The sequence below is a fragment of the Rhodococcus opacus genome (genome assembly GCF_012396235.1).
Taxonomy (GTDB): Bacteria; Actinomycetota; Actinomycetes; order Mycobacteriales; family Mycobacteriaceae; genus Rhodococcus_F; species Rhodococcus_F opacus.
This window is the reverse complement of sequence record NZ_JAAXPA010000001.1, coordinates 166,187-189,178: the sequence shown is the minus strand read 5'-3', so window position 1 is coordinate 189,178 and position 22,992 is coordinate 166,187. Positions and strand designations below refer to the sequence as shown.

The 22,992-nt window shown below is 67.8% G+C and carries 22 protein-coding genes and 1 pseudogene; 5 read left to right on the top strand and 18 right to left on the bottom strand.

What is annotated here, in order from left to right; genetic code table 11:
- Nucleotides 1-443: 443 nt before the first annotated feature.
- The 18 genes and pseudogenes from HGB39_RS00750 to HGB39_RS00675 form a co-directional block, all read right to left on the bottom strand.
- Entirely contained in the window at nt 444-878 is a 435-nt protein-coding gene (locus HGB39_RS00750; RefSeq protein ID WP_005257476.1) for a pyridoxamine 5'-phosphate oxidase family protein, read from the bottom strand.
- A gap of 421 nt (nt 879-1,299) precedes the next feature.
- Nucleotides 1,300-1,656, bottom strand: a pseudogene (locus HGB39_RS38365) (type 2 periplasmic-binding domain-containing protein); the annotation flags it as partial.
- Nucleotides 1,657-2,312: 656 nt separating this feature from the next.
- Nucleotides 2,313-3,788, bottom strand: a complete 1,476-nt coding sequence (locus HGB39_RS00745) for a multicopper oxidase family protein (protein ID WP_168442911.1) — start codon at nt 3,786-3,788, stop codon at nt 2,313-2,315.
- Entirely contained in the window at nt 3,788-4,069 is a 282-nt protein-coding gene (locus tag HGB39_RS00740; protein WP_005574114.1) for an SHOCT domain-containing protein, read from the bottom strand. Before HGB39_RS00740 ends, HGB39_RS00745 begins: the two co-directional genes overlap by 1 nt.
- A gap of 301 nt (nt 4,070-4,370) precedes the next feature.
- On the bottom strand, nt 4,371-5,723 hold the full coding sequence (locus HGB39_RS00735) for an MBL fold metallo-hydrolase (protein ID WP_064080448.1): 1,353 nt from the start codon (nt 5,721-5,723) through the stop codon (nt 4,371-4,373).
- Nucleotides 5,724-5,809: 86 nt separating this feature from the next.
- The gene (locus HGB39_RS00730; RefSeq protein WP_064080449.1) at nt 5,810-6,583 is read right to left on the bottom strand and encodes a sulfite exporter TauE/SafE family protein; all 774 of its coding nucleotides are present in this window, start codon (nt 6,581-6,583) and stop codon (nt 5,810-5,812) included.
- A 40-nt stretch (nt 6,584-6,623) separates the two neighbouring features.
- Nucleotides 6,624-7,037, bottom strand: a complete 414-nt coding sequence (locus HGB39_RS00725; RefSeq protein ID WP_005571935.1) for a DUF302 domain-containing protein — start codon at nt 7,035-7,037, stop codon at nt 6,624-6,626.
- A 281-nt stretch (nt 7,038-7,318) separates the two neighbouring features.
- Nucleotides 7,319-7,588 (bottom strand): metal-sensitive transcriptional regulator, encoded by a 270-nt coding sequence (locus HGB39_RS00720; protein WP_005571934.1) that lies wholly within the window; start codon nt 7,586-7,588, stop codon nt 7,319-7,321.
- 108 nt (nt 7,589-7,696) lie between these two features.
- Complete coding sequence (locus HGB39_RS00715; protein ID WP_005571933.1) at nt 7,697-9,853, bottom strand: MMPL family transporter; 2,157 nt, start codon at nt 9,851-9,853, stop codon at nt 7,697-7,699.
- A gap of 82 nt (nt 9,854-9,935) precedes the next feature.
- The gene (locus tag HGB39_RS40585; protein ID WP_514120873.1) at nt 9,936-10,712 is read right to left on the bottom strand and encodes a rhodanese-like domain-containing protein; all 777 of its coding nucleotides are present in this window, start codon (nt 10,710-10,712) and stop codon (nt 9,936-9,938) included.
- Nucleotides 10,660-10,830 carry a DUF8730 family Cys-rich protein gene (locus HGB39_RS40580; RefSeq protein ID WP_085999989.1) on the bottom strand — a complete coding sequence of 57 codons (171 nt, stop codon included), beginning with the start codon at nt 10,828-10,830 and terminating at the stop codon, nt 10,660-10,662. Before HGB39_RS40580 ends, HGB39_RS40585 begins: the two co-directional genes overlap by 53 nt.
- Before the next feature lie 249 nt (nt 10,831-11,079).
- Nucleotides 11,080-11,457, bottom strand: coding sequence for a carboxymuconolactone decarboxylase family protein (locus HGB39_RS00705; RefSeq protein ID WP_005571931.1), 378 nt, complete (start codon nt 11,455-11,457; stop codon nt 11,080-11,082).
- Between the two features lie 412 nt (nt 11,458-11,869).
- On the bottom strand, nt 11,870-12,247 hold the full coding sequence (gene trxA / locus HGB39_RS00700; protein WP_005571929.1) for a thioredoxin: 378 nt from the start codon (nt 12,245-12,247) through the stop codon (nt 11,870-11,872).
- A 38-nt stretch (nt 12,248-12,285) separates the two neighbouring features.
- Nucleotides 12,286-13,665 (bottom strand): MBL fold metallo-hydrolase, encoded by a 1,380-nt coding sequence (locus HGB39_RS00695; RefSeq protein WP_005571927.1) that lies wholly within the window; start codon nt 13,663-13,665, stop codon nt 12,286-12,288.
- 401 nt (nt 13,666-14,066) lie between these two features.
- A complete protein-coding gene (locus HGB39_RS00690; RefSeq protein ID WP_005257448.1) occupies nt 14,067-14,402 on the bottom strand; it encodes an ArsR/SmtB family transcription factor in 336 nt (111 codons plus the stop codon).
- A 59-nt stretch (nt 14,403-14,461) separates the two neighbouring features.
- Nucleotides 14,462-14,818, bottom strand: a complete 357-nt coding sequence (locus tag HGB39_RS00685) for a DUF202 domain-containing protein (protein ID WP_005571925.1) — start codon at nt 14,816-14,818, stop codon at nt 14,462-14,464.
- 12 nt (nt 14,819-14,830) lie between these two features.
- Nucleotides 14,831-15,253 (bottom strand): YidH family protein, encoded by a 423-nt coding sequence (locus HGB39_RS00680; RefSeq protein ID WP_005257444.1) that lies wholly within the window; start codon nt 15,251-15,253, stop codon nt 14,831-14,833.
- On the bottom strand, nt 15,217-16,362 hold the full coding sequence (locus HGB39_RS00675) for an MBL fold metallo-hydrolase (protein ID WP_005571923.1): 1,146 nt from the start codon (nt 16,360-16,362) through the stop codon (nt 15,217-15,219). Before HGB39_RS00675 ends, HGB39_RS00680 begins: the two co-directional genes overlap by 37 nt.
- Before the next feature lie 176 nt (nt 16,363-16,538).
- Between HGB39_RS00675 and HGB39_RS00670 the strand changes: the two genes are divergently transcribed.
- The 5 genes from HGB39_RS00670 to HGB39_RS00650 are packed head-to-tail and all read left to right on the top strand — an operon-like array spanning nt 16,539 to nt 22,879.
- Nucleotides 16,539-17,048 (top strand): DsrE/DsrF/DrsH-like family protein, encoded by a 510-nt coding sequence (locus HGB39_RS00670; RefSeq protein ID WP_005257442.1) that lies wholly within the window; start codon nt 16,539-16,541, stop codon nt 17,046-17,048.
- A 24-nt stretch (nt 17,049-17,072) separates the two neighbouring features.
- Nucleotides 17,073-17,306, top strand: a complete 234-nt coding sequence (locus tag HGB39_RS00665) for a sulfurtransferase TusA family protein (protein ID WP_005571921.1) — start codon at nt 17,073-17,075, stop codon at nt 17,304-17,306.
- A gap of 5 nt (nt 17,307-17,311) precedes the next feature.
- Complete coding sequence (locus tag HGB39_RS00660; RefSeq protein ID WP_043792821.1) at nt 17,312-18,832, top strand: 4Fe-4S dicluster domain-containing protein; 1,521 nt, start codon at nt 17,312-17,314, stop codon at nt 18,830-18,832.
- Nucleotides 18,833-18,860: 28 nt separating this feature from the next.
- A complete protein-coding gene (locus HGB39_RS00655; RefSeq protein WP_005571919.1) occupies nt 18,861-21,728 on the top strand; it encodes a molybdopterin-dependent oxidoreductase in 2,868 nt (955 codons plus the stop codon).
- Nucleotides 21,725-22,879 carry an Mrp/NBP35 family ATP-binding protein gene (locus HGB39_RS00650; RefSeq protein ID WP_005571918.1) on the top strand — a complete coding sequence of 385 codons (1,155 nt, stop codon included), beginning with the start codon at nt 21,725-21,727 and terminating at the stop codon, nt 22,877-22,879. Before HGB39_RS00655 ends, HGB39_RS00650 begins: the two co-directional genes overlap by 4 nt.
- The last annotated feature ends 113 nt before the right edge of the window (nt 22,880-22,992 follow it).

Here is a 22,992-nt window from a genome sequence, read left to right as displayed (position 1 = left end):
GTCTGTCGGTGGGGTTGGGATCGGCGTTGACGTTCCCGCGTTGTTGTTCGGCGAGATGGTCGCGGTCCTGGCTTACGACGTCGGTTTCGTGGCGGGCGAGGCGGCCGCGTCGGGAGGTGCGGCGGGCACCGGCTAGTAGCAGGCTCAGGCCGAGGGAACCGACCGCAGCAGCGGCATGCACTCGCCGGTCGTGAGGGTCCGTCCGAGCCTTTGAAGGGCGGGGCGGCGGCGATCGGGGTCCATGGCGTCCTGCCTCACAAGGTACGTACTTCTCCAACAGGGAACGCGGTCCGATCCCATCCCAACTCTCCGGCGCCTCATGCAGAAGCCTGGCGCCGTACCCTCTTCCCGCTGCGTCTCGGCCGCGTGCTTGGTACCGCAGTCGTCACTGCAGGGTTGGTTGGGGTGGCAGCGCGGAGGAGAGCCGAGGCAGTTAGGGCGGTTCAGCGGTCCGGTTCGTCGCTGAAGATGAGGCGGCGACCGGTGATTTCGGTGGGTGTGATCTCGACGTAATTGAACTTGGGGGTGGCCAGCCATGACCGCAAAGGCAACTCGTCGGCTGCGGCGACCTCGCTGAGCTTTTGGAGGCGACGCGCGGTGCCGTGGACGATGACGCTCCAGCCCGATTTCTCGGCTATTTCGTCCACCTCGAAGGCGACGTCCCGGTGGATGGTGAGCTCGACGAGCTTGGATCCCTCAGCGGTTCGGAAGTACACCTTGCCTTCGTGGACGACGTAGTTGACGGGAAAGATGTCGACCCGCCCGGACACGCTCAAGGCAAGCCGCCCCAAGGCGCCCGAGCTGAGCAACTGCCAGCTCGTCTCCGAGTCCAGTTCGGTGATCGGTTGCTCGGCTGATTCATCCGTGTCATAGCCCATGTCTGATGATGGCACCCGAAGACTGTCATTGTCAGAATGTTGGGCAAGCTGATGCCTCACCCCCGCCGGAGATCCGCCCGCAATGCGTTGACCGACGTCTACCTCGGTCGGATCGAATGGGTGAAGAATGCGGAGATTGACGTGGTCGCGCGCGGGGATCACAGTCAGCGAAGTGAGCTCAGTCGATCTCGTCTTCGGTATGGCGCCCCGCGCCTCGAGTCCGTGCGAATCCCGCTGTCGCCGTGCGCCCGTGGTCGTCCGGGTCCGGCTCCTTGCCAGTGGAGCGCCGGACCCGGTCTCCGCAGTGCAGGTCTCCGAGGATCCGATCGGCGACCGTCACCTGCGGGATCACATCCAGGTCCGCGGGATCAGATCCAGGCGAGTGGCGACATACCGATGACCTTCGCACCCGGTCACCGTGTCAGTCCCGATAGCTCGGCGCTGGTGGGCCGCCGGTCGGCCCTACCAGGCGTAACCATTTTTCGTACATCCTCATCCATGTTCCGTGCGGTACGCACTCGTTCCGAGTGTTGCGTTCACGACGCGCACCAGGTCGTCGTTGCTCTTGTTTGTGACGACACCGTACGGCTCGAGTTCCAGGTTCGGGCCGACGAGCTCGAGGTGGGGATCCTGAGCTGCGAGGCCGGCGAGGATGGAGTTGTCGGTGCTGGCCGCATCGGCCGTGCTGCAGGGTGGTCAGGCAATCGTCCCAGTCGGGGACCGCGACGATCGTGGCGGTGGGTGCGACGCGCTGGACGGTGGCGAGGGAGGTGGTGTCGCGTCGCAGGTGGAGGGATCCTGTGGGACAGGTGGAACGACGCTCGCGGGCGGTAACACTTGGGCACCATCGGGCAGGTGGAATTGGGAATAGTCACCGGTAGGGGGCGGTGGAATAACCTCGGGTACCCCACACGCCGCACACAACGAGACCGCCAGGAGCGCAGCGACGGACTGCCGTGGCGAAGCAGCCGGGGAGCGAACCCCGACGCAGGAAAGCTCGGTATTGCGAGTTCGTCGTCGAACCGTGTCATCGGCCGGTGCTCGTTCGGTCGAGAGCGTGAGCTCGAGACCACCTGCACCTGCGGCAACGATAGCGAGACGGGATGTGCGCCGACATCGCGGCGGTGTCCAAAGCGGTGGGCCCGCTCACGTGCGGACGTCCGCAGCCTTGAACTGCCCCGTCTCCGGAGCCGCCACCCTGTCCGCGGGTGTCCCCGCCGCCTTCTTCGTGCGGTGGGGATTCATCGGATTTCCAGGGTGACTCCGGCGGCAGGCGGGTTGCGTAAGTACGCGAATCCGGTTCTATCGGGGCGGCGGCCGTGCACCGCGATTCCAGAAAGACCGAGCCCGGCCTCCAACTGCAGCCGTGCTCGGGTCCCGGCGGCTTTCCGCCAAGCCAACGAAAATTCTTCGATCGCACGTTCTCGGTGGGGGTCATCGCGCCTCGATGACGCCCATCATGCCAAGGTCTTCGTGGTCGAGGATGTGGCAGTGATAGACGGTGCGGCCGGGGTAGTCGTCGAACGCGACGCGGACCGTCACCCGGTTGCGGGCCGGGATGTTGACCACGTCCTGCCAGGCGATCTCGGTGACCTCCCGTCCGCCGGTGCGCAGGAGCTGCATCGGCCACACATGCAGGTGCAGCGAGTGCTCCATAGGCGAGTCGTTGACGAGGGTCCATTCCTCGACGGTGCCCACCCGTACCGTGTGGTCGGTGCGGTCGGGATCGTACTCGCGGCCGTCGATCGTGAACCGCATCCCGCCGGCGCCCATGGCCATTCCCATTCCCACCCCGAAGGTGAACGTCTTGGTGGCGGCAACGGTTTCGCGTCTCAGGTCACGCGGCGACGGCTGCGGGGGAACCGGAGCCGGCGGCGAGGCGGCAGCACCCGCGACCTCGACAGTGGCAAGGACCGTCCCCGTCGCATCCCCGCCCGGTGACGAGGGATCGCCCCTGCCCCCGCGCCCCATCATGCCCATTGCGCCCCGGTCGACCGGCAGGGCCAGCAATTGCCCCGATCCCGCCATGGCGGACACCAACAGGTCGGCGCGGTTTCCACCGGCCAGCACGAACTCCTGGACCGGGCGCGGCTCGGTGAAGCGGCCCGAGTCCAGGCCGAGCAGTCGTAGCTGTTGCCCGTCCAACCGAAGGCGTAGGTACCGGCTGACGCAGGCGTTGACGATGCGCCACCGTTCGAGCGTGCCCGGGGCGGCGGTCATCGTCGGACGGAGCAGGCCGTTGACCAACACAAGATTGCCCTCCCGGCCGACCATCCGGTCCATTATCGAGGCGGGCGCGATCCGTCCGGCATTGTCGAGGGTCAGATCGGAGATCACCAGCACCCGCTCCCGGGTGACGGGCACCGGATCGATGTCGTCGACGATGATGGCTCCATACAGGCCACCGAAGATCTGGTCGGCGACCAGGTGGTGGTGGTGCGGGTGGTACCAGTACACCCCGGACGGATGAGTGTCGGGCAGCCGGTATTCGTAGTCGAAGTCCTGGCCCGGCTCGATCCGCAGGAACGGGTTGTCGCCGTTGCCCGCAGGGGAGACGTGCAGCCCGTGCAGGTGCAGGTTGGTCGGCTCGGACAAGCGGTTGCGCAGCGTCACCCGGATCCGGTCGCCGGGCCGCACGCGCAAGGTGGGGCCGGGCAGGCCGCCGTTGAACCCGAGGACCCGCGCCCGGCCCCCGGCGACCGGAAGGTCCCCCTCGGCCGCCGTCAGCGCGAGCGCGAGTTCCCCGCCGCTGCTCGCGAGCACGCTCGGTTCGGACAGTTCCGCACCGACCGCCGCGTCGAATCGGGCGCCTCGGCTGCCCTGCCAAGCCAATCCGAGCCCGCCCGCGAGCACGCCGGCCAGGCCCAGGCCGCCGAGTTGCAGTGCGCGGCGGCGGCTGATCGGTTCCATCAATCGCCGCCGTCGAGCATGCGCCGCCGGTCACCGAACTCCTCGGCGTCGATGTCGCCCCGGGCGAAACGTTCGTCGAGGATCTCGCGGGCCCGGGCCTGCCCGGCCGGCGGCGCGGGGTGTCGGCCGGTGCGGCCAGTGAGGTGGCTGTCCGGTCGAGATGTTGCGCGATACGTCAGCAGTCCTCCCGCCACCATGAGCAGCAGAAGCCCGACCACCAGCAGTGCACCGAACACCCACACCCAGCCGGCTATGCCCCCACCGCAGTCGCCGTAACGCATCTGCCGCCTCACCTCCGTCCGGGGGAGACCCGATGCTGTCGCCCCGCCACTTCCCATAATACGCCGGGGGGTATAAGTGTGTGCCTTCTCGGACCACCGTCACCAGCGCGGCAGCGTCGCCGCACCCGGCAGGCCCCCGCGTGCACACGGGACGGTGGTCACCGGTGTATGCCTGGCCGTCGTGCACGAGGTCGCGGTCGCCAGAGTTGCTTCCAGCGTTGGCCGAACCGATTCCACGGGTAGGTATGGCAGTGGACGCCGGTCTTCCAGAATCGGTCAGCGCCCCGTGATATTCGAATGCCTATGTCGTGCTGGTGATGTCGGTGTCCTTTGCGTTGTCGTAGTCGTCGTTGATCAGCACGGTGGTGCGGTCGGGTCGGTCGATCATCGAGGCGGCGACGGAGGCGCGGTAGCCGGAGGCGCAGTGCACCCAGATTTCCCCGTCGGGGAGGGTCCCCTGGCGGTCGGAGAGTTCGTGGAGCGGGATGTTGATCGCTCCGTCGATGTGGCTGCTGTCGTATTCGTTGCGTTGGCGGACGTCGAGGACTGCGATGTCCTTCTCGCGCAGTGCCTCTGTGAGGGCGGCGAAGTCGGCGACCCGGTAGGAGCGCAGTGCGGTGCCGGCGACGAGGGTGTGGATTTCACCGATCGCGGAGCCGTCGAGGTCGTCGATGCCGATGCGGACCAGTTCGCGGCGGGCGTCGGCGACCTGGTCTTCGTTTTCGCCGATCAGGGTCAGGGGTGCACCCCACTGGTAGAGCCAGCCGAGGTAGGTGACGAACGAGTCCGACAGCTCGAAGCCGAGGGTGCCGCCGAGGTGGCCGGCGGCGAAGGCGGTGCGCTCCCGCAGGTCCACGACCCATTCGCCGGCCTCGATGCGGCGGCGGAGCTCGTCCGGGTCGACGGGTGCGGGCAGAGACAGGTCGACCGGGGCCGGTCCTCGGGTGTTGATCACGCCCATGTGGGCGTAGTAGGCGGGATACTCGGACAGACCGGCGATCAGTTCGTCGACGTAGCTTTGCTCGTCTTGGGTCAGGGCGGGGTTGGTGGTGCGTTGTTCGCCGACGGTGGAGGAGTCCCCGCTCGCGGGAGTGGCGGCGCAGAAGCTGCCGAATCCGTGGGTGGGGTAGATCTTGGTGTCGGCGGGGAGCTCGTCCGCCAAGCGGCGCACCGAGTGGTACTGGGCGTGGGTCAGTTCCCGGGTGTGGGCCTTGCCGAGGAGGTCGGTGCGGCCGGTGGTGCCGAAGAGCATCGATCCACCGGTGAAGACTGCGTGGGGGGTGCCGGCGGTGTCACGGAGGACGTAGCTGACGTGGTGGTGGGTGTGGCCGGGGGTGTGCATGACCAGCAATTGGATCGGTCCGGCGTCGATGACGTCGCCGTCACCGACGGCGCGCCGCTGGTAGCCGACGTCGTCGCCGGTGGGGACGGCGTATTCGGCGCCGACGGTGCGGGCCAGCTCGAGGCCACCGGTGACGTAGTCGTTGTGGATGTGGGTCTCGAGGACGTGGGTGATCCGCACGCCGCGGTCGTGGGCGAGAGTTAAGACCCGGTCGATGTCGCGTTGCGGGTCGACGACGACGCCGACGGCGCCGTCGCTGACCAGGTAACTGCGGTCGCCCAGGCTCGAGGTCTCGATGATCGATACGTCCATGACTCGTACCTTCCTCACATATTCTCTGGTGTTCGCTTGCCCGGGAGGGCTTAGGTGAAACGGTGTGGTGCCGGCCGCCCGCGGCATCAGCGCAGCAAGATCGTGTCGATCAGCACGTAGGCGGCGACGGCGAAGACGAGGTAGGCGAACCACCGCTGCAGCCGGTCGGTGTCGACCTTGGTGCCGAAATGACCGGCGATCAGGGACCCGGCGATCGCGGTGCCGGCGAACGCGACGGTGATCGCCCAGTCGATGCTCGCGCCGCTCAGGTGCGAGACCAGACCGGCCGCCGAGTTCGCGACGATGATGACCAGCGAGGTGCCGACCGCGACCGACATGTCCAGACCGAGCATCAGCACCAGGGCGGGGATGATCAAGAATCCGCCGCCGACACCGAACAGGCCGGTCAGAAATCCCACCGCGATCCCGGCGGGGATGGATCGGGGGGCGCAGCGGCGCCAGTCGATCCCCGAGTCCCCGACCTCGCAGGCGGTGCCGGTGTCGCCTCGGTCCATCAGCATCCGGATCCCGGCGACGACCATCACGGCAGCGAAACCGATCAGGACCACCGATTGCGGTAGCAGGCGCCCGATCGCGCTGCCGGCGAAGGTGGCGGGAATGCCGCAGGCGGCGAATACCCCGGCCATGCGCCAATTCACTTGGTGCTCGTGAATTTTCGGGACGGCTCCGGCGAGGGAGGCGACACCGATCACGAGCAGGGAGATCGGAATGGCCTGTTCGAGGTCGAGACCGAGGCCGAAGACCAGCGCGGGGACGGCCAGGATCGACCCGCCGCCGCCGAGGAGTCCGAGCAGGACGCCGATGATCGCTCCGAGGGCGAGCGCGACGGTCAGAGTCACCGATCCTCCTTTCCGTCAACGGGAATGGGCGGGTGCGGTGTCAGTCCTTCGATGCGCCCGCGCCCAAGGAGTCGATGGCGGCCTGCAATGCGGCGGTGGCGTCGTCGGCGACGGCTCCGAGCCCGGGTTGGTCGGCGACTTGGACCATCACCTGTGGGTTCATCGCGTCGATCAGCACCGTGCCCGGATCGGCGGGGTCGGCGCGCACGACGACGTTGCACGGCAGGAGCAGCCCGATCTGCCGGTCCACGGTGACCGCACGGTGCGCGAGCGGCGGATTGCAGGCACCGAGGATCAGGTAGTCCTCCATGTCTTCACCGAGTTTCGCCTTCAGGGTGGCCTTCATGTCGATCTCGGTGAGGACCCCGAAACCCTGCTCGGCCAGGGCTTTGCGGGTGCGGTCCACCGCGTCGGCGAACGAGGTGTGCAGGGTGGTCGACAGTGCGAGTGTCATGAGCGTGTCTGCCTTTCTCTCGGCGACCTGGGATCAGGTCGGGCATACTGCGGTGCGCCGGGACACACACCGAGGCGGTGGAGCAGCGGGTTCGCGGGCTGCGAACCCGGTGACCAGCAGCCACCGCGACGGAAAGACCAGTGCCAGTGCGATTCCCGCGAGCACCACCGTTCCGGCGAGGAGCGGCACGATCCTTTCGATGGTTCAGCCGCACCGACGGGTCGCGTCGGTCATGGTCACCTTTCGTCGACGGCGAACGGAGGTGGTGGCCGGACCGAGCCTCAGGCGAGGGCGAGGAACAGCTTCTCGAGTTCGGCCTCGGTCATCGGTTCCCTGCCGTCCTCGGGCTCGCCGGTGAGGCATTCCCGTAGCCCGGTGGCCACGATCTTGAACCCGGCGCGATCCAGGGCGCGGGAGACCGCGGCGAGCTGGGTGACGACGTCCTTGCAGTCGCGTCCCTGCTCGATCATCGAGATCACCCCGGCGAGCTGCCCGTGGGCCCGGCGGAGCCGGTTGAGTACCAATGCAATGCTGTCTTCGTCGCCGACCATCATGGTTCCTTTCCTGAGACCTAATCACAGTATACCCCCCGGGGTACCAAGGGTGGGGTGGGTGCATTGTGTAATGCCCCACCCCACCCGCGGCCACGGTCCCGACGCTCAGTGGGAGAAGCTGATCTTCGGCAAGACCTTGCGCAGCCAGGCCGGTGACCACCAGGCAGCGTGCCCGGTCAGGCGCAGCAGCACCGGCAGCAGGATCAGCCGGATCAGCACCGCGTCGAGGAGCACGGCGACCCCGAGGATGATGCCCATCTCCTTCGGGGGCAACGGGTCGGCGAGGGCGAAGGTGAAGAACACGGCGACCATCACCGCGGCGGCGGCGAAGATCACCCGACCGGAATGCGCCAGACCGTCGACGTGCGCGACCTTCGGATCCGCGGAACGTTCGTAGTGTTCCTTCGCGGTGGCCAGCAGGAACACGGTGTAATCCATGGCAATCGCGAAGATCATCGCGAAGAAGAACACCGGCCCCCACCCGTCCAGGAACCCCTGGGGGGTGAAGCCGAGCAGGCTCGCACCGTGACCGTCCTGGAAGACCAGCTTCGCGACCCCGAACGCGGCCGCAGTGGAGAGCAGGCTGACCACCGTGCCGAGGATCGCGATCAACGGGGCCTGCAACGCCACCAGCAGCAGCACGAACCCCAGGATCAAGATGATGCCCACGATCAGCGGGAAATAATCGTTCAGCGCCTGCTGCAGGTCCAGATTCTCCGCGGGCGCCCCGCCGACCAACGCGCCTGGGGGCAGATCCGCGCGCAGGGTGTCGAGGATGGTGCCCATTCGTGCGTCGGAGGGATCGACGGTGGGCATGGCCTGCAGCATCACGTAGCCACTACCGTCCGGTGCGGGCTGCGGCGGGGTCACCATGGCGATTCCGTCGGTTGCGGCGGCTGTCGTCCCGGTTTCCGTACCCTCCGCGGTGGGGGCGATGATCTGCAACATCCCCGGTGCCCCCTCGCCCATCTGGCCCTGAACGAGTTCGTAGCCCTGCCGGACCGGGGCATCGGTGGGCACCACTTCGATCGAGGGCATCGCGACCTTCAGCCCGAGCACGGGGACCGACAGCGCGATGAGCACGAGCAGCGAACCGATCGCGAACGGCCACGGGTGGCGATGTAGCAGCTCGCCCCAGGCGGCGAACCGCGGCGAGCGGTGCTGCTGCCTCTTCGCCCAGGGCAGCGAGCCGGCGTTGACCTTGCCGCCGAGCGTGCCCAGCACGGCGGGCAGCAACGTCAGGGTGGCCAGCAGGACGAAGAACACCGCCAGCATGATCCCGACGGCCATCGTGCGCACCGCCGGTGCCGGCACCAACAGCACAGCGGACAGGCTCACGAGCACGGTCAGCCCGGACAGGGCTACCGCCTTGCCCGCGGTGTCCATCGTCTCGGCCACCGCCGATCGTGGGTCACCACCGTTCTTCACCGCGTCCCGGAAGCGGGAGACGACGAACAGGGCGTAGTCGATGCCGAGGGCGAGGGCGAACATCATCGCGAAGTTCATCGCCCACACCGAGATCGGGGTGATCTCGTTGAGCAACACCAGCCCGCCTGCCGAGGCGACGAGCCCGGCCAGGGTCAACAGCAGTGGCAGCCCGGCGGCGGTGAGGGATCCGAACGCGAGCACCATGACCGCCAATGTCACCGGCCAGGAGAACAATTCGGCCTGAATCATCGCGTCGTGGTTGGCCTTGTTGAAGTCGCTCCACAGCGCGGACGCCCCGGTCGGGTACACCTCGATCCCGTCGCCGGACAGTGCCGTCAGCTCCGCCTTGTGCACGTCGACGGCCTTGACCATGTCGTCGGTGCTCGCGTTCGCGCCCGCAATGAGAATGCCGGTGTGCCCGTCCGGGCTGATCGACATTCCCGGCTGCGGCGTGATCACCGCCCCGAACCGGGTATCGCCTGCGAAGACGGCGCCGACCTCGCGGAGGGTCTGTTGAACCCGCGGGCTGTCGACGGTCTGGGAGTCCGAGTGCACGACCACCTGCACCGCCGCCGAGGAGTTGCCGCCGAAGTGCTGCTCGGCGAGTTGACGCACCTGCACCGACTCCGAGCCGTTGGCCTGCCACCCGGCACCGGCCAGCGAGCCGAACACCGACGGCGCCGCCGCACCGAGCGCGACCAGCACGATCAACCACACCCCGAACACCATTTTGGTATGGGTGGCCATCGCCACGCCCATTCGGCCCAGCACCCCACTCTCGGCGGTGGTCGTGGTCGTGGGCTGGTCGCCGTCGACGGTGGTACTGCGGGTCATCTGCGGTCTCCTTGACGATCTGAGAGGAACAATCTGGTCGATACAGGGGCGGGGCGATCAGCGGTGGGCACATGAGCCGCCATCACCGGTGTCGAGGAGCCGGCCCGCCGCGGCCCACCCGGAGGTGCCCCGCGGCCACCGACACCGCGGGTCGTCCGACAGTCATGAGGATTCGTGCCCCCTGCACGCTCCGGTTCCCGGACGCACAGATCACGTACTCCACCGCGCCGGCCGGGATCTCCGTTACCCGGTCGCCAAGCTGTCCCAACGGCAGCAACTGCGCGCCGGGCACGTGCGCATTCCGGTATTCCCACGGCTCTCGAACGTCGACGACGGGCGCTCCCGCCGCCCACGCGTCGGCGAATTCACCGATCTCGATTTCACGCATGACACACCCTTCATACCCTAGGGGGTATTGAACATGGTCGACTATGTTACCCATGGGGGTATTTATGCAATCCTTCGGGTGGCGGGCGCCGGCGACGTTGGTGCGCATCGCTGGCGCATACCGGCTTCCCTGATCGCCGGCGACTGCGGGCTCCTCGGTTACCCGCGGCAGCAGCCCGATCTGCCGGTTGGGCTTGACCGCTCGATCCGCGGGCGGGGAGTTACAGGTGCCGAGGGTGGCATTGCGTGCCGTCCTCTCGCCGAGCTTCGCCGGCGCGCCGTCCTGCATGTCGATCTCGGTGCGGCCGAATCCCTGCTCCGCCGACGAAGCCTGGTTCTCGTCGACGGCACCCTCGAGTGCACGGTTGCCGGCAGTCGAGGTGGCGATGGGCTGTCGGCAGGGCGGGTGGGTCGTGCGGTCAGCGGCCGAAGAGTGTGCTGAAGAATCCGGATTTCGCCGGGGGAGCGGCATTGTTCTCGCAGGTGCATTTCTGGGATTCGGGCACGGCCTTCATGACACCGTCGACGTGTGCACCGCAGCCTCCCCACGTTGTCTTTCCGCAGCCGGGGCACGTAACTGGATAACACATGGTGGGTTCCTCCTCGGAATGCCGGTGATCGTAACGAAACAAACTATACCCCTAGGGGTATCTATTCGCGGGAGATGTGTGGATGACCACACCTGTCCTGTGCCGGTTTCTTCCCGTCTCGGCATCGACAGTCATTGAGCAGCAACGGATCCGGGTCGCGGCGGTTCCGGTCGGATCCGCGGTGGCGCACAGTGCCTCAGGATGCCCAGCCGCCTGGTGGGCGCTCGGCAGGAATCGCTGTGATTCCAGCTATCGTCCGGGCGGATTGTTCTCGTGGCCAGGTTCCTGATCGGCGTGGAACTCGTTGAACGCGGCGAATGCTCGGGGTCCGTACACGGTGGCGGGCCCACCGTTCATCAGAATCGCGACGCCGATTGCCTCCGCTGCTTCCTGTGGTGTGCTGCCGTGCTCGGCGGCGCCGCGCGCGTGTGCGGCGATGCAGCCATCGCATTGCTTGCTCACGGCGATCGCGAGGGCGATCAGTTCTTTGGTCTTGGCGTCCAAAGCCCCGGGTGCCAGGGCGGCTTCGTGCAGTTGCCCGTAACCGGCGTAGACCTGCGGGATCGTGTGGCGCAGTGCCCGGGCGGGCCCCCGAAGTTCCTGTTGGACGGCCTTGCCGTAGTCCATGCTCTACCTCCGATTATTGGTGCTTGCGTTCGGTATCGATCTCATCGGCTCGAGGTCCGGCACGGGACGGGATCGAAAGCACCACCGGGACGGTGCAATCGGCGTGGACGAAACTGCCGTCGTCATCGAAGTGCCTCTTCTCCGGCGGGGCACCAGGTTCCTGCTCTTGTCAGGGTGGCAGGGGACCACGGACCGCGCCAGGGCCGTTGGTCCCCGGGAGCGACCGGGGACATCGCCCGGCAGGAGGCTCCTCCCAGCGACGGCCACCGATCGGGGAACCAGATCGCCGCGTCGGCTCGCGCACCGTCATCGGGTCTGCTCGCCGGAGAGTTCGGCGGTGACGTGTGGGACGGGTATGGGCGGCACCTCACTGATCGGGTCGGTGCTGTTGAGGGGCCCGGGAATGAGACCGCTATGCCTGCCCCGCTGCGGCAGGTTGTTGTGCGAGCGTGGCGTGTACTGCGGCCATGTCGAGCGCCTTGATCTGGGAGATCAACTCCTCGAGGGCCGCGGGCGGCAAAGCTCCGGGTTGCGAATACACGAGCACCCCGTCGCGGAATGCCATGATCGTCGGGATCGAGCGGATTCCCGCGGCCGCGGCGATGTGCTGCTCGGCTTCGGTGTCGACCTTGGCGTGCACGATATCGGGGTGTTTGCGGGACGACTGTTCGAAGGTGGGCGCGAAGGCCCGGCACGGGCCGCACCACGACGCCCAGAAGTCGACGAGCACGATGGCGTTGTCGGTGATCGTGGATGCGAAGTCCGTGTGGGTGAGGTTTTTGGTGGTCATGAGGGATCCTTTCCGTGGAGGTGCTTATCGAGGGAGCGTCAGGCCGACACCTGCTGTGCGGCCCATGCGTTGTAGCCGCCGACGAGATCGCTGACCCGCTCGATACCGCGGGCGCGGAGCAGCGATGCGGCGACGCTCGAACGCCATCCACCGGCACAGTGCACCACGATCGGCTTGCCAGTCGGCAGCTCTTCGGCTCGGGACCGCAACTGCGCCAACGGAACCGGGATCGCACCGGGGATGACGCCGGAGTCGCGTTCGCCGGGGTTGCGGATGTCGACCAGGGTGATCGCATCGTCGGCGCGCAGCCGGTCGAGTTCGGTGACGGTGGTGCGCGGCGCCGTCTGGACGAGGTCGGCGAGTGCGGTGGGGAGGACGCCGTCGGTGTGGGTGCCCAGGTAGCCGATCACGTTGTCCGAGCCGATCCGGGCCAGGCGCATCGCCGCGTCCTGTTCCTCGCCCGGGTAGGTGATCAGCACGATCGCCTCGCCGACCTCGGCGACCATGCCGCCGGTTTCGGCGAACCGGCCGTCGAAGCCGACGTTGACCGCACCGCGCAAGTGTCCGGCGGCGAAGTCGTCGACGGTGCGGGCATCGAGCACCCGGGTGCCGGCGGCGAGTTCGGCGCGCACCCGGTCCGCGGACAGTTCCGGGATCCGACGGTGCTGGTCGAGCGCCGGGTGGGTGGACTTGTTCAGGGCCGCGTCCACCGAGAAGTACGCCGGTACCGCGGGCTGGCCGTCGGTGATCAACGCGACGAATGCGTCCTCGCTCATCGGCTGAGCCGACGCGTTGGTGCGCCGTTGTTCCCCGATGGTCGAGGTGAGCTCCGCGGACAGGTTCTTGCCACAGGAGGAGCCGGCGCCGTGCGCGGGCATCACTGTCACGCCGTCGGGCAGGGCCAGTAGCGTGTCGTGCACCGTGTGGTACATCGCGCGGGCCAGGTCCGTGGTGGAGCCGTCGCCGAGGTTGACCAGGTCGGGCCGACCGACATCGCCGATGAACAGCGAGTCCCCGGTCAGGACCGCGGTCGGGGTGGCGTCCGCGGTTTCCCGGACCAGGACGCTGATCGATTCCCAGGTGTGGCCGGGGGTGGAGAGGATTTCGAGGTCGACTCGCCCGAGGGAAATGTGCTCGCCGTGCGCGAGGCGACGGATCGGGTAGTCGGTCTCGGCGGCCTCGCCGAAGCCGATCCAGGCGCCGGTGGCCTCCACCAATTCGAGGTGCCCGGAGACGAAGTCGGCGTGGAAGTGGGTGTTGATCACCCCGTCGATCGTGAGCCCGTGCGTGCGGGCGTCGTCGAGGTACTCGGTGATGTCGCGGCGCGGGTCGACCACGACGGCTCGCCCGGTGGATTCGTCTCCGATCAGGTACGAGGCGTGGGACAGGCACTCGATGTAGTACTGCTCGAGAATCATCGTGGTCTCCTCCGAAGTTGGCAGGATCTTTCTCCTTGTCAACAAGACTGCCATATACCCCATGGGGTATGCAAGTACCCCTGGGGGTATATGTCAGGTTCTTGGGCGAAATGCCCCCGCGGGTATCAATCGGCCAGTGGCCACGACAAGGAAGTCGATGCCTGCGTCCGGCATGGGCGTCCGGCGTGCCGGTGGTGGTCGTGCGCGAAGGCCACAGGTCCGTGCGGGCCCATGTACCGGGTGTGCGGCTGATGCCGCTGGGGGAGGTGACTTCCTGGTCTCACCGAGGTGCCGGCGGGGGAGATGGTGTGCGTGTATCCGGGGGCGCAGCCTGGTCGCGCACCGATCTCACCGGCGCGGCGCGGGTGCGGCTGGGCCGCTTGTCCCGACGTCCCGCGGGGTCAGCCGCGGATGGCGCCGTCCAATGCTGCGTGGTCGGCCAGATCCTCGGCCAGGAACTCTCGGAGCAGGTCCACTGCTTGCACAATCTTTTGGCTGCGTAGCGAGTAGAAGACGTTGTTCTTGACGCGGCGCGTCGTCACGATGCCGCGCTCACGCAGGATGGTCAGATGCTGGCTGGCGTTGGACTGGCTGATGCCGGTTGCCTCGCAGAGTTCTCCGACGCTCAGTTCACGGTCGCGAAGTTCGTTGATGATGAGAAGGCGCTTGGGGTCGGCAATGGCTTTGCAGACCCTGGCATGGAGTTCTTGTAGTTGTGCCGCGATGTCTTGGTCCATCACCCCTCCAAACCGGGCCTCGGAAGCTGATTATAGGTGCGGCCCGCGTGCCTGCTCGGTCAGGCGTCGGTGAGGAGCAGCAGCGCAAGGGCGGACACCGCGAGGACGACGGCACCGGCTGCGATGAGGCGTACGAGGCCGGGGGCTGGCGGCGGCTCACCGGCTCCCACCTTGTTCACGATCCGCACATACCGCTGTTCCGACAGCACGAGTAGCAGCAGCGCGGCCGACAGGCCGGCGAGTCCTGGAACAGCCGCCGGGAGATTGCCTGCGGCGAGGTGTAGCAGCAACGCCGACACGCCGCCGACGCCGAGGGCGGTCCGCTGCCATGCCATGGCTGTCCGCTCGGCCTGCAGGCCGACGTCGACGGCCGGTTCCTTCCTGCGACGATGCGGCAGCAGCCGACCGGTCAGCATCGGCTGCGACCCTCAGGTCTCGACCAGGTCGACTACGGTCAGCACCAGCGCCGCCAGGGCTCCCAGTGCGAGCATCGCGGCCACCAGCCTCGGCATCGGCGAGTAGGGCAGCTGTTCGCCGAGCCGCATGGCGCGTTCGTTGCGTTCCCAGTGGGTGTAGGACACGGCGCTGAGCGCGCCGCCGAGGCTGATCAGCACGAAGCCCAGTCCGTGGCGGATCGCCGTGGGGCCGGGGACGAACTGGACGACGGCGACCCCGGCTGCCATCAGGGCCAGTGCGGTGCGGACCCAGGCCAGGAAGGTGCGTTCGTTGGCGAGGGTGAACCGGTAGTCGGGATGCTCGCCGACCTCGTGCAGTGGGGTTTTCCCGGGGCGTGCCGGCCGGCGGGGAGAGCTGGTCACGATGTCGCCGTCAGTGAGGTGGATGCCGCGCACTGATTGCGTCCGACGTCGAGGACCTCGATCTCGTCGTCCCCTGGGGTGATCTGTCCGGCGTTCACGCGGCGGATCGTGTCGTAGGCCTGCGGCGCTGCGGGTAGGGAACTGACGATCTGCTCGACGAACCGTTCGATGGCCCGCTCGTTGAGCAAGGTGGCGGTGAAGACCTCTTCGAGGGTGGTGGTGACGAGCCCGTCGGCGTTGATCTCTTCGCTGGTGGACCAGTGCGCCGGGGCAATGATCGTGCGTGGATCGAGAGGTCGAAGTCGCTCGTGCACGCTGCGGAAGAGATCGCGGGCGAGTTCGTCGGCCTGGCCGGTCAGGTCGGGCCGTCCGAGCCCGCGAACGAAGACGGTGTCCCCCACGAGCAGAACCGTCTCGCTGACCAACAGCGCGGTGGTGCCGGGGGTATGTCCCGGCAGGTGCATCGTCATGGCGCGGACCACGGCGGAGCCGAGGTCGAGCTGGTCGCCGTCTTTCAGGGGCCGGTTGGGAAACGGAACGATGCCACCGGCGTCCTCCGGCGGCAGGTGGTACTCGGCGCCGAGCCGGGCGGCCACGGCGGGGCCACCGCTGATGTGGTCGGCATGGACGTGGGTGTCCACGACGTGTGTGACGGCCATGTCGTGAACCTGTGCGAGCTCCAGGTAAGCGTCGGGAGACCGGGTGGGGTCGACGATGACGGCGTTGCCGCCGGGAACTCCGACGAGGTAGGACAGGCACGCCTTCGCGGGTCGCTGGAACTGCCACACCCGCACGTCCCCGGGCAATCCGGTGATCTCGACGGGGACGAGAAGCCGGTTCCAGGCGTCGGTTCCGCCCGCCAGGGAGCGGGTGCGCACTCCGAGGGCCTCGAACTCTTCGGCGACCAGTTCGGAGCCGTTTCCCTGCCCGCAGACGATCACCGCACCCTCGCGGGTGGCGGCGGCCTGCTCCTCGAGTTCCTCCATCACCCGGTACACCGGGACGTGGCGGGTGGGGACGGGCCGCGGGCCTTCCACCTTGCCGGCCCGGAAGTCGTCGGTGCTGCGGACGTCGAGGATCTCGGTGACGGTGCCGGCCTGGATCTCGCGAAACAGTTCCGTCGAGGTGATGGTGTCAGCCACGTGTCCTCCCAAGGTGCACGGATGTCGGGTGGTCTTCCACGTATTCGATACGACGCGAAGAGGCATCTTGCAGTATGCGCATATACGAATGTAGTGTTTTGGATCACAGTTAGCAATGTCTGCGCGAAGGCCCTCACGAGGTCTCCTGGGCAGCCAGCCGAGAAAGGGGCCGGCGCATGTCCGACAGCCCGCAGCACGATGACGATGTCATCCCGGAGAGCATGACGATCGTGGCCTGGAGTGGTGACCTGGACAAGATGTGGCCGACGCTGATCCTGGGGTCGACCGGTGCCGCGTACGGCATGTCCACCACGATTTTCTTCACGTTCTGGGGGCTCTTCCCGCTGGTGCGTGACGACGTCAGGATCACCGGCACCAACGCGATGACCAAGGCACTGGCAGGGATGAACCGGCCGGGGATGAGCCACATGAAGCTGTCCAAACTTCACATGGCCGGCGCCGGTCCATGGATGTTGAAGAAGCTGGCGCGGGGCCAGAATGTGGCCCTTCCGACGGACCTGGTGCAGATGTGCACCGAGCTGGGCGTGAACCTGTGGCCGTGCGAGATGAGCATGGAGTTGCTCGGCCTGCGCCGCGACCAGCTCATCGACGGTGTCGGCGAGCCCGTCGGTGCCGCCACCGCGCTGTCCGCGATGAGCAAGTCCCAGATCAACCTCTTCATCTGACCCGCCGCATTCAGGGAGCCCGCCGTGAATTATCAGATCGACGTCACCATCGACGCCAAGGGCCAGAAGTGCCCGATGCCGGTGCTCCTCGCCTCGCGTGCGGCCCGGAAACTCGAGTCCGGGCAGATCTTGCTCGTCGAGGCCACCGACGGTGGGTCGAGGACCGACATCCCGTCGTGGGCGAAGGACACCGGGAACGAACTGCTGGAGCGCACCAGCGAGGACGGCGTCTACCGCTACATCATCCGGAAGAAGTGAGGTCGGTGCGCTACGGCTTCGCCATCGACCAACGCACCTGCATCGGCTGTCACGCGTGCACGGTGGCGTGTAAGACCGAGCACGAGGTGCCGGTCGGGCAGTTCCGCACCTGGGTGAAGTACGTCGACACCGGCGAGTTCCCGGACACCACCCGCTCCTTCGGGGTGATGCGCTGCAACCACTGCACCGACGCCCCGTGCGTGAAGATCTGCCCCACTCAGGCACTGTTCAAGCGCGACGACGGCATCGTCGACTTCGACAACGAGCGCTGCATCGGCTGCAAGAGCTGCATGCAGGCCTGCCCCTACGACGCCCTCTACATCGACGACAACACCCACACCGCAGCCAAATGCAACCTGTGCGCGCATCGGATCGACAACGACATGGAGCCCGCCTGCGTGGTGGTCTGCCCCACTCACTCGATCTGGGTCGGCGACCTCGACGACCCGACGAGCGGCATCGCCCGCTTGATCGGTACCCACGAGACCACGGTGCGCTCCCCGGAGCAGAACACCGGGCCCAACGTCTTCTACCTCGGCGCCGACCACGCTGTCCTCGACCCGCTGGCCGCACCGGTCGCCGACACCTACCTGTGGGCGAAACCGGACGCGCAGCGCCTCGCGACCGCCGCCGATCTGCCCGGCGACCCCACCACCCGGGCGCGCACCACGCTGAACACCGCGCACCCCCGGCCGTGGGGGTGGCGGGTGACGACCTACCTGTGGACCAAGGCCGTGGCCGCCGGCGCGCTGGCCATCGCCGGGCTGGCCCACATCCTCGGCGTCGACCTGGGCTGGCTCGGCGCTTACGGCGCCCCCGCCGTCGCCCTGCTCGGCGCCGCCGCCACCGGGGCCCTGCTGATCTGGGACCTCAAGCGTCCCGAGCGGTTCCTCTACATCTTCCTCGAGTCCAACTGGACCTCATGGCTCGTCTGGGGCGCCTACGCCCTGGCCGCCTTCGCCGGCGGCGCGGTCCTGTGGATCCTCGCCGCCCTCCTCGAGATCGGCTGGGCCCAGACCGTGCTGGCCTGGCTCGCCATCCCGTTCGGCGCGCTCGTCGCCGGCTACACCGGCTTCCTCTTCGGGCAGGCCGAGGGCCGCGACCTGTGGCAGTCGCCGCTGCTGTTCTGGCACCTGCTCGTGCAGGCTGGAATGGTCGGCTCCGGGGCCCTCCTCGTCATGGCACCGTTCGAGGACCTCTCCAGTGGTGCAATCGCTTTCCTCACGCGCGCGTTCGTGCTCTCGACGGGCCTGCACCTGATGATGCTGGGCATCGAGTACTCCAGCAGGCACGCCAGCCGCCAGGCGTCCGTGGCCGCGCACATCATCACGCACGGCCGCTACGCGCGACTGTTCTGGCTGGGAGCCATCGCCCCGGCGGTGCTGGCGGCCGCGCTGGCCGCGCCCGCGTGGACCGGGTCCGGCAGTGCCGTGCTCCTCGTCCTGGCGGGCCTGCTGGCCCAGGTCGCTCTCCTCGACTACGAGACGGCCTTCGTCCGGGCGGGCCAGGACCCGCCGCTCTCGTGAACGAACGACCACGCCGAAGGGACCAGCCATGACTGCCGAGACGGACCGCACACCGGCCTCGCCGGCGATGCCGGGCGAACGCACGCACGAACGGCTGCGGAACTTCCCGCCGGTCGAGAACTGGGACCACCACGTCGAATACGACGCCAAGGCGCACCCGCGCAAGGTGCCACACGAGTACATGCTGGTGCCCACCACGTGCTTCAACTGCGAGTCGGCCTGCGGACTGCTCGCCTACGTGGACAAGTCCGACATGTCCATCAAGAGGGTGGAGGGCAACCCCGCCCACCCGGGCTCGCGAGGGCGCAACTGCGCCAAGGGTCCCGCGACGATCAACCAGGTCAACGACCCCGAGCGGATCCTGCACCCGCTCAAGCGCGTCGGCACGCGCGGCAGCGGCCGGTGGGATCGGGTCAGCTGGGACGACGCGCTCGACGACATCGCGGCCCGGATCCGGGCCGCCATCGTCGAGGACCGCCGGGACGAGGTCATGTACCACGTCGGGCGGCCCGGCGAGGACGGCTTCGCCGAACGGTTCCTGCTGGCGTGGGGCGTAGACGGGCACAACAGCCACACGAACATCTGTTCCGCCGGCGCGCGGCTCGGCTACTCGCTCTGGGGCGGCTACGACCGGCCCTCGCCGGACTATGCGAACGCGAAGGTGATCCTGCTGATTTCGAGTCATCTCGAGGCCGGGCACTACTTCAACCCGCACGCGCAACGGATCATGGAGGGCAAGATCGAGGGCGGAGCCACGGTCGTCGTGCTCGATCCGCGGCTGTCGAACACGGCCTCCCACGCCGACCTCTGGATTGCCCCGTGGCCAGGAAGCGAAGCCGCGATCCTGCTGGCCGTCGCGGCGTACCTGCTCCGAACCGGTCAGATCGACCGGGCATTCATCCGCCGCTGGGTGAACTGGTCGACGTACATGACACGCCGCCACCCCGAGCACCCTGCCGACGACTTCGACCAGTTCATCCGCGCGTTGACCGAGGACTACGCCGGATACACCTTCGCCTACGCGGCGCAGGAGGCGCAGGTGCCCGAGGAGCAGATTGCCGAGCTAGCCCGGATCGTCGCCACCGCCGGTACAGCACTGTCGGCACACGTCTGGCGCGCCGCGGCGTCCGGCAACCTCGGCGGGTGGCAGGTGTCGCGGGCCCTGTTCTTCCTCAACGTGCTCACCGGCAGCGTCGGCACCAAGGGCGGCACCAGCCCCAACGGCTGGGACAAGATCATCGCCCACGGCCCCAACGTCCCCGAGGGACACCAGTCGTGGAACGAGATGATCTGGCCGGCGGAGTTCCCACTGTCGACCAACGAGATGTCGATCCTGCTGCCTCACCTGCTCGAGGACGGCCGCGGGAAGCTGTCGATGTACTTCTCCCGCGTCTACAACCCGGTGTGGACCAACCCCGACGGCTTCAGCTGGCTGAAGGCCCTGACCGACGAACAGCTCGTCGGCTGCCACGTTGCACTCACCCCGACGTGGTCGGAGACGGCGACGTTCGCGGACTACGTCCTGCCGATGGGGCACAGCACCGAACGGCACGACACCCAGTCCTACGAGCAGTACGCCGGCAAGTGGCTCGGATTCCGCCAGCCGGTCACCCGGGTGGCCATGGAGAAGATGGGCCGGCTCGTGTCCGACTCCCGTGAATCCAACCCGGGGGAGGTGTGGGAGGAGAACGAATTCTGGTTCGAGCTGTCCTGGCGCATCGACCCCGACGGCAGCCTCGGCATCCGGAAGTACTTCGAGTCGCCGTACCGGCCGGGCGAGAAGGTCACCGTCGACGAGTACTACCGCTGGGTCTTCGAAAACAGCGTGCCCGGCCTGCCACAAGCTGCCGCCGACCAGGGGCTGACCCCCTTGCAATACATGCGAAAGTACGGCGTGTTCGAGGTCGCCAAGGATGCCTATCGACTCGACGAGCGGCCACTGTCGGACGCCGAAACCGAAGGGGCGACCCCGGACGGCAACGGTGTGCTCCGCAAACCCGTCACCCTCGATTCGACCCCGCCGCTGGTCGGGGAGGCGGGTGCGGTGGGAGTCGTCCACGCGGACGGCAGCAGGACCGCCGGCTGGCTCACGCCGTCGCGCAAACTCGAGCTGTTCAGCGACACCATGGTCGACTTCGGGTGGGAGGAGTACGCCACACCCGGCTACATCGAGTCCCACGTCAGCTACCGCTCGATCGACCAGGCCAACAACGAGATTGTGCTGATGCCGACCTTCCGGCTCCCGACCCTGGTCCACACGCGATCAGGTAATGCCAAGTACCTCAACGAGATCAGCAACACCCATCCCCTGTGGATGAACAGCGTGGACGCCGGGCGCTTCGGGGTCGGCACGGGCGATCTGGTCCGGGTCAACACCGAGATCGGCTACTTCGTGGCCCGCGTCTGGTCCACCGAGGCGATCCGCCCCGGCGTCATGGGGCTCTCCCACCACATGGGCCGGTGGCGCACGTCCGAGAACGCGGGATCCCGGTGGGTGATGGGCCTGGTCGACCTCGGCAACGACGGCAACGGGGTGTGGAGGCTGCGCTACAAGGAAGGGGTGAAGCCGTTCCACAGTGACGACCCGGACAGCGACCGGATCTACTGGGACGACCCCGGCGTGCACCAGAACCTCGCATTCGCCGTGCATCCCGACCCGGTCTCGGGCATGCACTGCTGGCACCAGAAGGTGCGCGTCGAGAGAGCCCACGTGGACGACCGGTACGGCGATGTGGTGGTGGACACCCAGCGGTCCCGTGAGGTGTACCGCGCCTGGATGGACAACACCCGTCCCGGACCGAGCCGGTCCGGGCTGCGCCGTCCAGAGTTCATGATGCGCCCGGTCAAACCCCGCCGACGCGCCTTTCGATCGCCCGATGCGGAGGAGCGACCATGAGCCTGTTGTCGCGGAGGCGTGCCGACGCGAAGGTCGATCCGGCCGACGTGCGCACCGCGTTGGCACGCGTCGAGGATCCCGAGCTGCACCTGCCCCTCGAGGAGGCCGGGATGCTTGGCGAGGTGGAAGTTGACCGCTCCGGCGTCGCGCGGGTGACTGTCCGACTCACGACGCCCTCATGCCCACTGAAGGAGACCCTCACCACCGACGTCACCGCGGCAGTCCGCGCCATCGCCGGCGTCTCCGGCGTCGAGGTCGCCTTCGCGGCGATGGGCGAGGGCGAGCGTATGCGGCTCGCCGCACGCCTTCGCGGCGCCGGGCCACGGGGCGCCAACTCGTTCGGACTGGGTTCGGCAACCCAGGTGTATGCCGTGGCCTCCGGCAAGGGTGGCGTGGGTAAGTCCACAATCACGGCCAACCTTGCGGTGGCCCTGGTCCGGCAGGGGAAACGGGTCGGCATTCTCGACGCCGACGTCTGGGGATACTCCATCCCGCACCTGTTCGGGGTGCGCCGAGCGCCGGTCGCGCTGAAGGGACTGATGCTGCCCGTCGAGGCCTTCGGGGTCGCGTTGATGTCAGTGGGGTTCTTCGTCCGGGACGACGAGCCGGTCGTCTGGCGTGGCCCGATGCTGCACAAGGCGATCGAGCAGTTCTTGGACGATGTGTACTGGGGTGAACTCGATGTTCTGCTCATCGACCTCCCACCCGGCACCGGCGACGTGACGCTCTCGCTGCTCGAGCTCGTGCCCGACGCAGCGCTCATCGTCGTCACCACACCGCAGCCGGCGGCCCAGACCGTCGCCCAGCGGGTCGGCCGGATGGCCCGCGACTCACGGATGCCGGTCGCCGGCGTCGTGGAGAACATGTCCGCGATGATCTGCTCGTCGTGCCACGAGAGCACCCCGCTGTTCGGCGCCGGAGGTGGTCAGCGTCTCGCCGAGGCCATCGCCGCACCGCTCCTGGGGCAGGTGCCACTCGACATCGAACTGCGCGAGGCGGGCGATGCCGGGGTCCCGGCGATGATCGCGGCCCCGCAAGCCGCCTCCGTCACACAGATCCGGCAGATCGCGACATCCCTGCCGATCCTGCGGCGAAGTCTCGTCGGCCGGTCCCTCCCGTTGACCGTCCCGCACGGCGGACACCCCGACTGACGACCCAGTGCACGATCTCGCCCCCCGAAAACCGGTGGACGATAGTTGTGCGCCACGGCGGAGAGGTCCCGCAGCCAGAAGACCGCCCAGGCACGACGCCCGGTATCGGACCT

Bases quoted from the DNA above. Each gene is read 5' to 3' on its own strand.
- HGB39_RS00750 (WP_005257476.1), bottom strand. From the start codon at position 878: ATGGGCTATGACACGGATGAATCAGCCGAGCAACCGATCACCGAACTG.
- HGB39_RS00745 (WP_168442911.1), bottom strand. From the start codon at position 3,788: ATGGAACCGATCAGCCGCCGCCGCGCACTGCAACTCGGCGGCCTGGGC.
- HGB39_RS00740 (WP_005574114.1), bottom strand. From the start codon at position 4,069: ATGCGTTACGGCGACTGCGGTGGGGGCATAGCCGGCTGGGTGTGGGTG.
- HGB39_RS00735 (WP_064080448.1), bottom strand. From the start codon at position 5,723: ATGGACGTATCGATCATCGAGACCTCGAGCCTGGGCGACCGCAGTTAC.
- HGB39_RS00725 (WP_005571935.1), bottom strand. From the start codon at position 7,037: ATGACACTCGCACTGTCGACCACCCTGCACACCTCGTTCGCCGACGCG.
- HGB39_RS00720 (WP_005571934.1), bottom strand. From the start codon at position 7,588: ATGGTCGGCGACGAAGACAGCATTGCATTGGTACTCAACCGGCTCCGC.
- HGB39_RS00715 (WP_005571933.1), bottom strand. From the start codon at position 9,853: ATGACCCGCAGTACCACCGTCGACGGCGACCAGCCCACGACCACGACC.
- HGB39_RS40585 (WP_514120873.1), bottom strand. From the start codon at position 10,712: ATGCCGCTCCCCCGGCGAAATCCGGATTCTTCAGCACACTCTTCGGCC.
- HGB39_RS40580 (WP_085999989.1), bottom strand. From the start codon at position 10,830: ATGTGTTATCCAGTTACGTGCCCCGGCTGCGGAAAGACAACGTGGGGA.
- HGB39_RS00705 (WP_005571931.1), bottom strand. From the start codon at position 11,457: ATGGACTACGGCAAGGCCGTCCAACAGGAACTTCGGGGGCCCGCCCGG.
- trxA (WP_005571929.1), bottom strand. From the start codon at position 12,247: ATGACCACCAAAAACCTCACCCACACGGACTTCGCATCCACGATCACC.
- HGB39_RS00695 (WP_005571927.1), bottom strand. From the start codon at position 13,665: ATGATTCTCGAGCAGTACTACATCGAGTGCCTGTCCCACGCCTCGTAC.
- HGB39_RS00690 (WP_005257448.1), bottom strand. From the start codon at position 14,402: ATGGACCAAGACATCGCGGCACAACTACAAGAACTCCATGCCAGGGTC.
- HGB39_RS00685 (WP_005571925.1), bottom strand. From the start codon at position 14,818: ATGCTGACCGGTCGGCTGCTGCCGCATCGTCGCAGGAAGGAACCGGCC.
- HGB39_RS00670 (WP_005257442.1), top strand. From the start codon at position 16,539: ATGTCCGACAGCCCGCAGCACGATGACGATGTCATCCCGGAGAGCATG.
- HGB39_RS00655 (WP_005571919.1), top strand. From the start codon at position 18,861: ATGACTGCCGAGACGGACCGCACACCGGCCTCGCCGGCGATGCCGGGC.
- HGB39_RS00650 (WP_005571918.1), top strand. From the start codon at position 21,725: ATGAGCCTGTTGTCGCGGAGGCGTGCCGACGCGAAGGTCGATCCGGCC.